General features: G+C 60.3%; 7 protein-coding genes and 1 tRNA gene. 4 read left to right on the top strand and 4 right to left on the bottom strand.

All coding sequences use genetic code 11. The features are described 5' to 3' along the window. Positions 1 to 171: 171 nt before the first annotated feature. The gene (locus FQ746_RS26190) at positions 172 to 459 is read left to right on the top strand and encodes a hypothetical protein (protein ID WP_144112680.1); all 288 of its coding nucleotides are present in this window, start codon (positions 172 to 174) and stop codon (positions 457 to 459) included. Positions 460 to 575: 116 nt separating this feature from the next. Further along, positions 576 to 652: transfer RNA gene (locus FQ746_RS26185), tRNA-Met, on the top strand. Here the strand turns inward: FQ746_RS26185 and FQ746_RS26180 are convergent. From FQ746_RS26180 to FQ746_RS26165, 3 genes are all read right to left on the bottom strand, one after another. After that, positions 638 to 1,909 carry a recombinase family protein gene (locus FQ746_RS26180; RefSeq protein ID WP_144112679.1) on the bottom strand — a complete coding sequence of 424 codons (1,272 nt, stop codon included), beginning with the start codon at positions 1,907 to 1,909 and terminating at the stop codon, positions 638 to 640. The genes FQ746_RS26185 and FQ746_RS26180 overlap by 15 nt on opposite strands. 126 nt (positions 1,910 to 2,035) lie before the next feature. Next, positions 2,036 to 3,763, bottom strand: a complete 1,728-nt coding sequence (locus FQ746_RS26175; protein ID WP_144112678.1) for a ShlB/FhaC/HecB family hemolysin secretion/activation protein — start codon at positions 3,761 to 3,763, stop codon at positions 2,036 to 2,038. Positions 3,764 to 4,070: 307 nt separating this feature from the next. After that, complete coding sequence (locus FQ746_RS26165) at positions 4,071 to 5,066, bottom strand: hypothetical protein (RefSeq protein ID WP_144112676.1); 996 nt, start codon at positions 5,064 to 5,066, stop codon at positions 4,071 to 4,073. A 152-nt stretch (positions 5,067 to 5,218) separates the two neighbouring features. Between FQ746_RS26165 and FQ746_RS34885 the strand changes: the two genes are divergently transcribed. Next, positions 5,219 to 5,386 (top strand): hypothetical protein, encoded by a 168-nt coding sequence (locus tag FQ746_RS34885; protein ID WP_186310840.1) that lies wholly within the window; start codon positions 5,219 to 5,221, stop codon positions 5,384 to 5,386. Between the two features lie 95 nt (positions 5,387 to 5,481). Continuing rightward, a complete protein-coding gene (locus FQ746_RS26160) occupies positions 5,482 to 5,712 on the top strand; it encodes a SymE family type I addiction module toxin (protein WP_144112675.1) in 231 nt (76 codons plus the stop codon). Between the two features lie 198 nt (positions 5,713 to 5,910). Here the strand turns inward: FQ746_RS26160 and FQ746_RS26155 are convergent, their stop codons facing one another. Continuing rightward, positions 5,911 to 15,024 (bottom strand): hemagglutinin repeat-containing protein, encoded by a 9,114-nt coding sequence (locus FQ746_RS26155; protein WP_144112674.1) that lies wholly within the window; start codon positions 15,022 to 15,024, stop codon positions 5,911 to 5,913. Between the last annotated feature and the right edge of the window lie 340 nt (positions 15,025 to 15,364).

Raw genomic sequence — 15,364 nt, 5'->3', positions numbered from 1 at the left:
ATGTCGTGACTGACAACCCGGCCATTCCGCTGGCTTCGCATCTTATCGCGCGTAATGCCCGCGCGTGAAATTGCAGGCGATTCGTGCTGAAAATAAAAGCGTGATCGCGCGATGCTGCGGCGTATAGTGACTGATCTTTCAACGCGGCACTTACGTTCATCGGGGACGCTCATGGCACAGCTTTATCCTGCGCTTTATAAGGATTTCGAAGTACACCCGCTGGTGTTTTCGCGCGCGTTCGACAAGTTCGATGGACACAAGCGGCACGCGGAAGGGTACGACGTCGCCGTGCGTGTATGTCGTCCCGGTGCAATCGGCGGCTCGAAGGCAAGCCGAGTATTTCGCCTCGTACTGGCTTCGACGTTTTCGGATTTCGGTGTGGCTAAACGCAGCGCGAGTCAGTATGGTGCCGACATCATCGACGGCAAGATTGCGGGTGCAACGGTCGATGATCTTTGAGTGAGGCGGGTGAGTTGCAGGTGAGTTGCGGGTGAGTTGGTACGCTGTCTTGCATGAAATAAATGGTGTGAGGGTTTGACGTGTAGAGCCCCAGCCGATATACTCTTTTTCTCTGGCGCGGGGTGGAGCAGTCTGGCAGCTCGTCGGGCTCATAACCCGAAGGTCGTAGGTTCAAATCCTACCCCCGCAACCACTTCTCATAAGACACATTTTCGGCAGCACAGACGAGCAGCCGCTTGGAAATGTCGTTATAGGATGCGAAGTAGGCATCCTCCTTCTGTTCTATGCCGATCGGTCCCATCAACGTCGCAATGATTCGTTTTGCCTCGTTGGTCGCGTCGCCGGTTAGTGCCTCTTTCAGTTCCAGCGTTTTCTGCCTCACCCTCTGAGAAACTTCCGTGAACAGGTCACGGCGGCCCTTCGTGCGTGCCAGTAGCTGAGTCAGCTTTTCGCGCTCGGCTTCCGACTGCTCGAGCCGTTCAATAATCGCCGCCGAAATTCCAATCTCTGCAAGCGCCTGGGTCAAATTGCCGATTTCCCTGGTCAGCGACTCGATTTTGTCCTTCGCCTGCTTTTCCGTTTCCTGTGCACCTAATAGTTCAGCAGCAAAAAATCGACGCACCGCCGAATCAATATCTGCCTGCGCTTCATCCGAACAGAGTTCCTGACGCAGCACATTAAGCAATCGCTCGTCCGTCTGCTCACGGAAGATATGCATGCCCTCACACGCATGCGCTCCGCGCTCCTTGCGGGTTACGCATCCATAATATCGTCGGTTAACTGACACCATTGCGCCGCCGCATTTAGGGCAACGCAACAGGCCACCGAAAAGCGATTTTGGAAACCCACCTTTCCCCGACGTGCCTGCATTAAGACGGTCCGCGCCCATGCGCGCACGCACGGCGCTCCAGAGTTCGTCAGAAATAATCCGGTAGTGGTCACGCTTTACGGTTTTCCATTCGTCCTGTGGACGATCCTGCTGCACGCGCACGCGCACGCCCGTATCCGGGTCTTTGATCCACTGCGACCGGTTCCAGATGTAGATGCCGATATAGGTCGAGTTGTTGAGAATCCCCGATCCCTTGCGCGGCGAGCCATACAAAGCCGAGCGCATCCACGTTGAATTGCGCGGCGACGGCACATTCAGGCGATTCAGTTCGTCGCAAATCTGGAAGGTCGACCAGCCTGCGGCAAACTTCTCAAAAATGAACTGGACCCAGTGGGCCTGTTCCTCGCTTACAACGTAGTCACTGCCAGCGTCGGTCTTAACGATGTCGTATCCGTAGCTTTTGCCCCCGGCGACGAATCCGCGCTCGACCTGTCCTGTCTGTCCGCGCAGCGTCTTGCAGCGCAGGTCATCAATATAGAGTTCGTTCACAAGACCGCGCACTGCGCGCTGCACCTTGCGGCTGCTAGAAGTGGAGTCATACGAGTTGGACTGCAAATGCATGGACTACGCGTTTTCATCTTGGGCCTGATGACATAGACGAATTTCAGAAAAAGATGGCCGAGGCCTCGGCCATGGAGACTGATCAACAGTTGACGACGGCTTCGCGCAAGATGACGTAACAGTAATTCAGAACTGAGCCGTCATTTGGAACCCGACCGTGAATCGCGCGGTCGGGAATCCTGCCGGCTTGTAGACTGGCGTTCCCGCGAACAGGTCATACGAGGCGCCCACAAACCGCGACGGAATGCCGCCGCGAACTCCGATCACCGCACCCGCCAGTTGCGTCCCCGCCAGTGCTGCCGTGTTCGGCCCGAACACGCGCCCGTAGTCGATCCCCGCATACAACGTTTGTCCCGTCTGGAACACCGGCCATTGCAATTCGTTGCGCCAGTAGAAGCCGCGTTCGGCCGCGAGCATCGTTTCGCCGTCGAAGCCGCGCACGGTGTACCGGCTGCCGATGGTCAGGTCGTCGATGTAGAAAAGCGTGTCGTTGGTGAATTGCCCGTGGAACGTTGTGACGTACCGGAATGACTGGTTCGCGATGGCGAACGGCACCGACAGGTTCGCATCGAGCACGGCCATATGGAAGCGGTACGTTGGGCCGTCGATATACGGGTCCGGCGTCGCGCCCAGGCCGCCGATGCCCTGACGGTAGGCGAGCGTGCCGTCGAACTGCGCCGCGCCGAAGTAATGTCGGTCTGTCCCGCCGAATTCCAGAAACGTGTTGTTGCGCGCCTGTGTCGGTATCGTCGTGTCGTCGATGAAGCTGTCGCCGAAGCGCTTCGATAGCTGCACGTAGCCGCCGAGCACGTCGTTCTGGCCGCGTGAGAGCACGCGCGCGATGCGCAGCGCGGCGGTCTGTGAATTGCCGCTCGAAACAAACGTCTCGTTCACGCCCGCAATGTTCTGGTAGTAGGTGCTCGTGTTGCCCGACAGGGTCGCCGTCCAGTGGCCGAACGGAATGGAGTACGAACCGTTAAACCCGTGCGAGCCGAGCGCCTTGTTGCCGAACGACAAATCCTGATTCGCGCCGACCGTGAACACGTCGTTCAGGCCAAGCGGGTTATCAATGCCGAGGCTGACGTTGCCTTGCCATTTGCCCGTCGACGACGTGCCCGAGTTATCGACCGATGCCACGAACGTCCAGGGCTTCGCACGCTTGACTGACAGGACGACATCGCTTTCGCCGGCCGTATCGGTCGGCTCGATCTTCATGTCCGCGTCCTGACTCGCGACGCGTTTCATCTGCTCCAGACCTTGCTCCAGATCGCGCATGTTCAGCAGGTCGCCGCCGCTGACCGGAAACGCGTTCTTCCATGTTCCCCACATCGAAGCGTCGGCCAGACGAACCTGTCGCACGAGACCCGGCACGAGCGCGAACGACAGCGTGCCGGTCGTCAAATCCTGCTGCGGCACGAGTACGCGCGTGGTCACGTAGCCGCGACTCAGCACTGCCTGCTGTAGTGCCTTGCTCAGTATGTCGATGCCTTGCTTGCCGACGCATTGCCCTGTGTAGTGGTCGAGCCATTCGCGTGCGAAGGCGAACGGGTCGAGCGGCAGCGCGGATGCGCCTTTTGCGTGCGCTACGGCCGGCAGCGTGTCGGGCACGTCGAGCGCGAACCGGTCGATGCGGAAACACGGCGTTTCGGCTGGCAGCGCTGGATAGGCTTCGATCTTCGTCACGGTCGAGCGCACGGCAGGCGCCGATACGGCGGCTTCGCGCTGCTGCGCGTCGCGTCGCTGCTGCTGGTTCTGTTCGGTTTCGATGCCGCCGAGGCTTTGGCCCTGCACATTGGGCGCGAGCGCGACCATAGCCGTTAGCGGCAGCGCCGCCAGGCTCTTTCTGATTTTCATAGAGGATGCGAGATAGAGCCGGACCCGTCAGGGACCGGCGTGCTGATTAGTCTGGGTGCGAGTCGTTACCGACCAGACGACAATTTCTCGTAGAGCCAACAAACTGTTCCACCGAAGAACCCCATGAATAAAACGAACAATGACATTCTCTCGATCCGGTGCAATGATGGAACGCTATAAGGGATGTCATTGAACAGCCACTGGATTGCGGGGCCGATGAAAAATTCACTAGCAAGAACGACGAGCGTCATTCCTATCAGCCAGATGAGGAAAAAATAAATCCAACGATAGAAGCTAATTTTACGGTTCATTTTTTCGGCACTTGACTGTTTTGAACTTTATTTTGGACTGCCCCGCCAGCCTTCTCCTGAACTACTCCGGCTGCTGCATTGGCGATCCAAGAGGGAAGTACGTTCGGAGGCACGGACTTAGATACGCCCATTCCTATGTCGACCCATTCTTGGCGATACCAAGGATTCATGAAACCATTTAGGCTACTCTCGATCTTCGAACCAATGGGGTAGCCGATCATAGTGCCGGCTGCTGCACCAGCCATTGAGGCATTCGGGTTCTGTCCAGCAATACCGGAACTTGCAAGAGCGCCGCCAGTATTGATAAGCAGGGCTGGCGAGAACCCCATTCCCGTCGCGACACCACCTGTTACACCAGCCATTGCCATACCCGCCCAATCAAACGGCTGATTGCCTGCCACTTGTACGGCGCCGTTCGCACCCATTCCAATAACGGAACCCGCTGCCATTGGACCTAACGTGGCGAGATTGCCACCGCCAGTAACTACTCCTAGTCCAATCATCCCAGCACCCGCGATAGTGGTACTTATCGGATTGTTCTTTACGTTGTTGGCGACAAGGTCGTTGTACGTGACCCCCTTGTTAAGTTGCCCCTGTCCAGCGTCATACGCCTGCTGATTGCTCGCGATGTACTGGCTGTTGTAGCTGTGGTTAGCATACTGCGGGTCATTCTTGTATCCATCGCAGTTCAGGTTCTTGCAGCCGATGATCGAGCGAACCTCGTAGTCATGCACGCCCCCGGACGCGTCTGCCGTCTGCTGATCGGAGTTGCGCTGAAGTTCGGCAACGATGCGGCCTTCAGCTTCCTGTTCGCTGATGCCTAGCTGCTTCGCGACGATCTTCGCGTCCTTCTTCGCCAGCACGTATTCGTCGGGGTGCAACTGCCGGTTGTAGCGAACACCACACCCCGACACGCCCGCCGTTGTCGATACAGGTTTTCTCCTGACGCGACAGGAACTTGCAAACCGGTTTTCCGTGATGCGCGTTTCCATCCGCAATTTTTTTCCCCGACGCGGGTTCTGGCCAGAAGGCGCGAGTTTGCCAGAGGACGCATTACGTCCATCTCAATTACATCGCATCACGAAGCAACTTCGTCCCGCCTGGTTTGCCCGTCTCGCTGCTACCAGAGTTGACCAGAACGCTTGTGCTCTCATCCGATGAACTGCTCGGGCAGAACGTCGCCCGACACGGCAAACGCGGCCCGTCCTCGAAGCTGCAACAGCAGATCGAGGCAATCAGCCAGCCATCAAAGGCGCGGCAACGCTTCGTGTCCGACATGCTTGAGACGGTGCTGGCACAGACCCAGCCGTAAGGAAAGAGATTTAAAGCAGTAGAAGAAGCGCGGGCCGCATGGGCGGCAACCCATACAGCCCGCTGACCACTACCAGTTCACTTGGAGAACTGATCATGGCTGACGCCAATCTTAAAGCATTGACCGCTCATCCCGAGCGACACGCCACCATCCAGCAGATCATGCGCTGGCGACCCAGCCCGAAACCGGGCCGACCGTGGCGAACTCCCACGTTTTTTCCGTGGCTGCGTATCGCCGGCAAGTGGCTTGAGCAGGCCGGCTTCGATCCCGGCCAGCGCGTGAGAATCGAGGTCGAACACGGCAGGCTCGTCATCACGCCAGATTGAACGACGCTACAAACGACAAACCCAGCATGAGGCTGGGTTTGTTGCTTTAACTGAAGAAGAACTTTTTAATCAACAATCCACTTATCAAGGCGAACGCGGCTCCAACACAAATCCAATAAGCTAGCTTTTGTCCGCGCGTCATTTTCGCCCATTGCTCAGGGGTTGGACCTCCACCTGCGGCCATTTAAGCCTCCTTAGTTACTTTCCTGTGGTTTGAGTGGAATGCCCCCAAGGAAGCACGCCAAAGCTGAATGCGCCCGGTGTTCCAACGCCAACCTCCAATGCCGTTGAGCCGCCATAAGCATGTGTTACAGCACCAAAGACGTTGATACCGAAAGGTGTTGGTACAGAGATAAACGCTTGATTTCCGTCGCCCGCCAAGAAGTTTCGCGTATCTTCGGCGCTTTTCGCTCCAAAAATGTAACCGATTGAACTACTGAAACCAGGTTGATAGGAAACAGCCGATGGATTTGTCATCGAAACCCCACCGGATATATAACTCGACCCATCGTAAAGATTTAAGGCAGCCGTACCGCTTCCTGATAGAACGCTGACGCTCGTTGTTGCATAGTCCGGCGCAAGTCCTCGGCCGTGTTCGCCAAATCCCGCCGAATAATCCCCCGTGTTGAATCCCGGCGAGAACGGCCCATACGGATCAACCTTCGGCGTAGCCGCCTGCGTGCTCGACGTGCCCCAGCTATACGGCGAGTTTGCGCCGCCCGTGCTTTGCGTAATTAGGTCCTGCACCGCTTTCGACGGCGTTGCCAGCATTGACGGGTCCTGCACCAGATAATTCCCCGTGCTGTCCGTCACCAGCTTCATCCCGGCCGTGTCATAAACCGCGCCCGCAGGCGTACTCGCGTTCAACGGCACAACAACGCCCGTCGCAGCGATTTCACCATACTGGTTGTTGTTCGCCGCGCGCATCCCGTTCTCAATCTGCGCCGCCGTGATCGGCGAACCATCAGGGTTCGTCAGCCCCTGATCCTTCGCTGCCGCTGCGATCTGCTGCGCCTTCGTTTTCTCAGGCTGATGCAACTGCCGGTTGAACCGGTCGACGTTGTAACCCGAGACGGCACCCGCGTTGCCGCCGATAGCGCCGCCCGCACCTGTAGCGATAGCATTCGCGACGATGTTGCCGAGCGCGCTATAAGCGTCAGCGCTACCAGTCGGATTTGCGCCTGCAATCGCGCCACTCAGTTCGTTCAGCTTGCCCGCCGCGATGGAAGCGATAGCCGCGCCAGCCGCACCGCCAACCGCATTCCCGCCCGCGAGTCCGGTCACGATAGCCGCGCCCGCAGCCTGCATCTCCGCACGCGCAATGCCGCCTTCCTTCCACGCATCCATGCCGGCTTGATCGCCGCTGGCTTTCGCCTCGTCGTACTTCGACTGCGCAAAGTCGCCCACGCGGCGCGAGACCGCTTCGCCCGCGGCGCTTGCCGCTGCCATCATGTCGGACTGCCTGTCGAGCAGGTTGTTCACGTCAGGCAGTTTCGCAACCGTGCCGTTCGTGTTCGTCGCATCGCGCGACAGACCTGCAACGTCCTGCGTCTGGTGGGCCGCGTCCGTCACGCTGATGTTGCCTGCGCTGATCGCGCTGCGCGTCGTCGCGCTGTCACTGCCGCTGTCGTTCTGGCTCAACATCGGCACGACCCCGCCCGTATTCAAGCCCGACGTGCTGCCGTGCGTCGCGTAGTTCGATCCCCCGTCACCCAATGTCACGCCGCCGCCAATACCACCCGAATGCACGTTGTAGCTGGAACTGTTCTGGATGTCGCTGAACGTGAGAGTACCGGTCGAAAGGTTATTGTTCGCTGCGTCCGCCGTGCTCGCAATCGTCGCTCCCTTCAGGTCGGTAATGCCTTTGACGTTGACGTTGAATCCGCCTTCACCTGCCTGAATGCCGGCTTGTTCGTTCACACCCACATAGTTGCCGCTTGCGTCGCCATGCTGTGAACTGAAGCTGCCGCTCGCGCCGCCCTGACTGACCGAGAAGCCGCCGCCCGAACTTTCCTGATGCGCCGCGCTGGTCATCGTGTCCTGCACGCTGGCGATGTTCAGGTTCCCGCCCACGTCTGCATTGACCTGGCGCGCGTTCACGTTCGCACCAATGATGTTCGTATCGCCACTCGACAGAATCGTGGCCGAGTTACCTGCATTGATGTGCGTGTTGTTCACGATGGCCGAATCGCTGTTCGCGTTGCCGTGCGCCTTCGACATCGAAGCGTCAACACCAAAGCCACTCGTACCATACGAAATTCCGACGCTCCCACTGCTGGACTCGTTTGTGCTGCGCGTCGAATCCGTGTCGGTCGTATTGACCAGATTGACCTTGTTGCTGGCGGCGAGAATCACGTCATTGGCGTTCACGTTCGAACCGGCAATCGTCAGGTTGCCGCTTCCCGGCGTGCCGTCTCCCGTGGCCGCAAAGGCTGCTGTGCCGCCCGCCGCGACGCTCGAACCGCGATTCGTGGTGCTGTCTTCGGTGTAGGTGCTCTTGCTGTGGCTGCTGCCGTAACTCAGTTCGATCTTGGCTTCCGGCTTCTGTCCGTTCGCAATATCGCCGAGCGCCGCGCCTGCCGCACCGAGGGAATCAATCGCGCCACTTGCAGCAGCCATGCCGTGAAGCGCTGCCGCGCGGTCGTCCTTACTGCGGCTGGCTGCACGCGACTGGTCGACCGTGTTTGAAATTGCGTCGATGACAGGCGCCTTGATCGCGAGCGTGAAGCCGGATTGTTTGACTTCGTGGCTTTCGTCGTGGTGCGCTGTATCGACGGCCGAATCTATCGTCACGTTCTGGCCCGTGCCCGTGACGTTCTGCGCCGCAATCAGGTCGCTCCCCGTTACGTGCAGGTCTTTGCCTGCCGAGATATTCACGCTGCCATTAAGCGAGCCGACCGTGCTCGCATTGTTCGATACGGTTGTATCGTTGGCAGTGTCCGTTTGCGCGCGCGTGCCGTAAGAGATGCCGATACCGCCGCCCACGCCGAAGCCCGTGCTGCGCTCGCTGTAGGATGACTGTGAGGTTTGAGTATCCTGTGATGTCGTGATTGTCACGTTGCCTACCGCGGCAAGGTTCACGTCATTCGAGCCAACAATCGTGCTGCCTTTTACGTTGATGTCGTTGCCGCTTGCAATTGACACCGCGTCAGCAGACACGAGACTGCCCTGCGAAAGCGTAGTGGTCGTGTTGCTCGAACTCGCGACTTCCTTGCCGCTCACGACGTTGCTGTGCCTGTGCTGCTCCTGTGAATTTTCGACGTGCGTTTCCGTCGCTGCGGCGATGTTGACGTTGCCTGTCGCCGCGAGCGTCGCGGTTCCCGCGTCGAGACTGATTGCGCTGCCCGTGACGTTGATGTCCTTGCCCGCTGCCACGGTCAGCGAATTGCCCGCGTTGAGCGTGGTTGCCGTGAGCGCGTCGTCCGAGCGGTGCAGCGATTCCGAGTAACTGCCGTGGCTGTCGCTCCCCGAACTGTTGCTGTCCGTGGTCGACGTGGCTTTCGCCGCCTGCAAGGTCACGTTGCCGTTTGCTGCAACGACGCCGCCGCCTGCCAGATTGATGTTTGCGCCGGTCGCCGTCAGGTCGCCGCCGACACCAATCAACGACACGCCGCCGACGTTCACAGAACTGCCGGTCGTCTGGTTGATATCGGTGTTCGACACGCCGTTCGCGCGCTCGACAATCTTGTGTTCGCCAGTCTGCACCGAGCCGATGTCGTAGTTGCCGCCCACGGCCATACCAAGATTGCCGCCGACGTTCAGGTTGCCCGCGTTCTGTTCGAAGTTGCCGCCCGTGACGATGGCGGCGTTGCCTGCCACGTTCAGGTTGGCAATCGGGCCGAGCGTCGACGTGGTGCGCGTCGCGCCGGTTGCGCTGACCTGGTCAACCGTCTTGACCGCCGTGTTCAGCAGAAGGTCGCCGCCCGCGTTCAGCGCAAGACTGCCCGCATTCACGGTCGCCGAAGTCAGGTCAATATTGCCTTTCATGTTCAGCGACATCAGGCCGCCGCTTTGCAGCGTACCGAACGCGTTGCTGATCTCGTTGCCCTGAATCGACATCGTGTTTCCGGCCTGCACGGTGCCGCTGTTCGTGAAGGTCTGCGCGTTCTGGATGTCGATGTCGGTTGCCGCGATGAGCGGCCCGTTCACATTCTGCTGGCTGGCCTTCGCGAGATAGACGACGGGCACAAGAACCTGCTGACCGTTGACGGTCTCGGTCTGCATGATGATGACGTTGCTGGTTAGCGCCGCCACCTGTTCAGGCGTCAGACTCATGCCGAGCGGCAGGTCGAGCGACTTCGACAGCGACGCGCCCGCCGCAAGCAGCGACTCATACATGCCCTGAAGGTCGGTGTACGGGCCGAGTACCGCCTTGCCGGTCAGTGACGTAATCTGGTTGCGGACAAGCTGCTGTTCGTAGAAGCCATCGCCCAGCCGCTTCTCTATCGTCTGCGGGTTCAGGCCAAGCTGTTGCAGGTAGTAGTCGCTGGAAATGAACGTCTTCTGGTTCGTGAACGCCGGATTCGTTTCGATCAGGTACGTTGCCCCCGATGCGGTCGCGGGGCTGAACAGGCCGCCCTGGGGAACTGAGAGGTTTTGAAGAACGTTCTGCGCCGTCGCGCTCGCAATCGCCGGGTCGACCATGCTGCCGCCACCACTGACTGATGCCGCGCCAGACTTGCCGCCGCTCGCGTTGCCGCTGATACCGTTGATATTTACGCCCGACATGGCCTGACCTGGCGCAAGATTCAGCGATGGCACGCCGGCATTGCCTGCCGTGTTGTCGATGCTGATGCCGTTACCGGAAAGCGTGCCGCCCGTCACAAACGATGATTCGTAGTCTGGGAGTGAGTAGGGGCGGATATAGGCCGGCGCTGCCTGCGTATAGCCGCCTGGCCGCGAGCCGACGAACGGAGCATCGCCGAACGGCAATTGCCAGTCGTGTTCGGTGTTGTCGTAATTGTTGTAGTGATACTCGCCGGAATACGTGACCTGCACCTGGGGAGCCGTTTGACCCTGCCAGCTATTCTGGTCGAGCGTCATGGGCGCGGCGATGTTGCCGACCGCTGCGACCGCGCTCCAGTAGTTCTGGAACAGTCCCACGTTGGACGCGTCGAGATTACCGCCCGAAACAATCTGCGCCTGCGGGCTGATACCTGCGATCAGGTTCGCCAGCGCAACGCCCGTGTAGGTGGTGTACTGGTAGGTCGAATTCCATTGCCCACCGTGGGGCGGATCGGTATAGACGCCGCCAATGCTATTCGGGTCTTGCACGCCGACCTGGCCAGTGCGGCCGGACAGGCTGATGCCAAGTTCGTCGAGCAGCACCGGCGCGACCGGCTGGTTCAGGCCGGTCGTCGTCATCGTCGTGCGGGTATTCGTCACCTGAGCGGCGTGCAGTTCCATGTCGCCCGCCGATTCGATCAGGGCCGACTGGTTGCGGATCAGGTTCGCGTTGATGTAACTTCCATCTGTGTTCTTGCCACCCGCCAGCACCACCTTGCCGAGACCGTAAATCGCCGTGGTCGCCTGGGTGTCGGTTGCCGTGGTGTCGTCGCGGTTTTCGATGTCGTTCGACAGCAGTTCGAGCGTGCCGTTGCTGTCGGTTGCGCCAATCAGCGCAGTCGGCCCGGTGTTCGTCAGCGATTGCGTCGCGTTGAGCGAGACGCTGCCGCCGACCACCGTGCCCGTGTTTTCCAGCGTATTCGAGTGCGTCGTGAGCGTGCCGCCCGCCATCATGACGCCGCTGTTCTGCACGTCGGCCGCGTTGACGTTCAGGTTGTTCGCGGCTTCGACGAGTGCGTTGTTGCTGAATGTGCCCGGCAGAGTAAAGGTCAGGTCGTGACCGGCGTTGAACTGGACATCGGGCGTGGGCGCAAAATCGCCCTGAACGGTCACAGCGACATCGTTCGCTGCGCTGTAGCTGCCGCCGCCCGTGAGCGTCGCGGCATTCACGGCCAGGTCATGCGTCGCGCCAATCTGGCCGTTCGCGTTCGTGACCGCGCCTGTCGTCTTAATTGCGACATCGCCATTCGAACCTGCGAAACTCCCAATCTTGCCGCCGCTGTTGTCGACGGTGTCGCCTTGCACCGTGACGTCCGCGCCGCTGACCTGACCGTTCTGCGTATTGACGAGCGCCGACGTGTCTACGGCAACATTGCCGTTGCCTGTGATGACGCCGCCGCTGTTCAGGGTCTGGCTGCCGCCATGCACGGTCATCTCGCCCGTGCCGAGATTACTGACGAGGCCGTTCGTGTTGTCGAGCGCTGCGGCCTGAATGCCGGACGTGCTGGTGTCGCCAGCCGCGCCCGTGCCCGACTGAATCTGTCCGTTGGTGTTCGTCAGCATGCCGCCGCTCGCGAGCGTCAGCGACGAAAGCGAGCGAACCGAACCTTGCGAGTTGTTCAGGTCGCCCGCGATGTTCGCCGAGATCCGGCCTTGCGCGGCGAGCACGCCGTTCGCATTGTTCAGGCTCGCAGCCTGTGCGTCGATCTGGCCCGCCGAAATGATCTTGCCGCCGACGTTCGAGAAGCTGCCCGAACCGTTGCCGGGTTTGATGGTCAGCTTGCCAGTGCCCGCGTCGATGATCGAGCCGTCATTGTTGTTCAGTGCGCCGGGTGCGAGCGTGAAATCCGTGCTGTTGGTTTGCAGCGTGCCGCCGTTCGAATTGTCGAGCGCGCCGCTGACATCGAAGCCCATCGACGACGCACCATATTGCGTGATGTTTCCGCCGCGATTCAGCAGATCGGTCGCTTTCAGCGCGAGCTGGTTCGCTTCGATATCGCCGCTGCTGTTGTCGAGCGTCGTCGTTGCCGTCAGCGTGAGGTCCGGCGCGACAATCGAGCCGCCGCTGTTCGTGAGCGATCCTGTGCTGATTGTTTCCTTCGTACCTGCACCGATCTGGCCGCCGTTGTTGTTGAGCGTGCCGCTTGTGATGGTGGTGTCCGTGTTCGACAGCAGTTTGCCGTTCGCATTGTTCAGCGCGCCGCCGACCGTTGCAGTCAGGCCGTTCTGCCCGATGACCGAGCCCGCCGCGTTATTCAGCGTGCCGCCCTGGACTGTGCTCTGGCCGTTCGTGGCGATCCTGCCGCCGACGTTGGAGATTGCTCCCGCGCCGTTGCCCGCGTTGATCGACAGCTTGCCGGTCCCGGCGTGCGTAATCGTGCCGCCGTCGTTGTCGAGTACGGCCGGTGCAAGTGTCAGGTCCGTGCTGTTGGTTTGCAGCGTACCGCCCGCCGAGTTGTCGAGCGTGCCGGATACATCGAGCGTCATCGCGCCGGTTCCGGTCTGCGTGATCGTGCCGCGGTGATTAACGAGGTTTGCTGCGTGCAGCGTGGACTGGCTGGCGCTCGCGGTGCCCCCGCTGTTGTTGAACGTGGCGGCCGAAAGCGTGAGCGCGCCCGCCGTGCTGAACTGGCCCGCGTTGCTGAGCATCGACCCGGCCGAGAGCGTCAGGTTCGCGTTGTTCGCGAACGTGCCGCTGTTAAACAGGGTTTGCACGGCCGACGCAATCAGGTTCTGGACAGCAGTGATAGACCCGGCATTGGCAATCTGTCCGGCTTGCAGTGCGAGGTTGCCATTGCCGCTTATATTGCCGGCCCCGGTGCCGCTCGCGCCGTTGTTGAGCAGGCCGGTCGTCGTGATGGAAACACCATCTGCGTTCAGCGACGCAATGTGACCGCCCGAGTTGTCGAGCGCCGCGCTCGATGACGCGAGCGCGCCCGCAGCCTGCATCGTGCCGCCCTGGTTGATCGTCTGGCCCGCGACGTTTTCCGTCAGCGTGCTACCTGAGACGATTTGACCGCCACGGTTCGAGAGTGCGCTCGCCGTGATGGTCTGCGCACCGCCCGACGACATGGCGCCGTTGTCGTTCGTGAGCGTGCCCGCGGCGCGTGCCGTCAGCGCAGCGCCCGCGGTCGTGGTCGCGTCCGACAGATTCAGGTCGCCGCCGTTTGCCGCGAGCACGAGCGCGCCGCTCGCAGAGTTGGTCGCGCCCGCGAGATTGACCGCCGCGCCGCTGACGCGTGCATTGCCGCCCGCGACATTCCTGCCTGACGCGACGACAGTGCCGGACGCGTACACATTCAGGTCGCCCGTCTGCGCGAGCGAGCCGTCGCCGTACACGCCAGATGCGAGCGTGCCGGTCGAACTCACCGAACCGGTTTTTGCTGTCGTGTTCTGCTGCGCGGCAATCATGCCGCTGTTGGTCAGCGCTCCCGACGCGGAGAGGTTAGCGTTTTGCCGCGCGTAGGTCGTGCCGCTGTTGTCGATGTCCTGTGCGCTCGCAACGATGTTGCCGCTTGCATTCGTCTGGGCCGCCAGTACCAGCTTGCCCGCCGATGTCAGCACGAGGTCGCCGGCATTGGCTGCGACTACACCCTTCAGGGAGACCCCGACCCCGGCCTCAGTACCCACGAGTACGATACGATTTGCATACATTCCGCCGAGACTGCTTACGTCGATGGAGACACCAGGTGTGGAACCCGTGCCCGCGATCGGCGTCGCCGCGAGTGAGTCGCGGGCGATGCTGTTCGCACCAGTCACGACGTTCAGGTTTTTAGCGTAAATCGCGGCATTAGCCTGCACCGCACGCGCAAGAAGGTCGACCTGGTCGACATCGGACGCATTCAGCCCCGCACCCTGGATGCTGATGTTGCCACCCGACACACTGAAACCCGCAAGCGAACCATCCGGCGAGAAGTTCGGCATCCCCGTGGTCAGGATTGCGCGTGACGTGTTGATAAAACCACCACCGTTCACTGCAATCCCGCTTCCGTTTGCTATCACAACTTCTGCACGCTGGCCGGCGACTTCCAGATGTCCATTGATCTGGCTCGCCGCGCTGCTGTTGACCTGATTGACGATGACGCGCGCGGACTGACCGGGGCCGAAATTCGGGTTGCCGTTAATCATGCCCGCCTGCTGCGTCTGCACCGTCACAGGCGAATTGTTCAGGATCGCGCCTTTCTGCTGCACGTCGAACTGGCCGTAGGTATTCATCGAAACGCCAGCACCGGACGGCCGGTTGATGTTCACCTGTTCAAGTCCGTTCGGCGTTTGTACGACCGTAGGCGCGCGTGCGCCACCCGGTACGATTTGTGCGCTCGACCATGACGGCAGCACGCCGAGTAGCGCAAGTGCCGCGAACGCGATCTGCCGCAAAGTAAATAGCGCACCGTGACGCGCGGGATGATCGCCGCGGCGTTCCGTAGTCTGTCCACTTTCTTTTCCCGTAGCCGTGGCGGTTTCCTCGACGGCGACAAGCATGTTTCTCAGTCGGCTGAATACCAGCCGGTAGTTATTCTTGTTCATCTGGCCTGTTCGTTATGCTTATCTGTAACGCTGCGTAAACTAGCGCCAGATGAAACGAACAGGCTCGACATGACCGTCAGTCTTGAGCTATATACAACGGTTCAAAGCAAATCAGACTCGTCCTATCGAGCATTGCCGTGAGATGACGTAGCTTGGGCGGCCACAAAAAAACGCCCGCTCAAAGGCGGGGAAAGGAGCCGACCGCCCAAGGGAGGAGGTGGGCGAGGCACGCGTGTGACGCCCCGAGTTTTGGCTGACATTGACGCGTTGTCTGGAAATGTCGTTGTCAGGCGCGAAGTCAGCGTCGTCTGCTTGTTCCGGTTTAATCCTCCTTCTGCTT

Origin of the sequence: Paraburkholderia sp. BCC1886, from assembly GCF_900996245.1 — a bacterium.
In the GTDB taxonomy this organism is placed as follows: Bacteria; Pseudomonadota; Gammaproteobacteria; order Burkholderiales; family Burkholderiaceae; genus Paraburkholderia.
The sequence above is the reverse complement of the archived record's forward strand: the minus strand, read 5'-3'. Positions and strand labels throughout refer to the sequence as shown.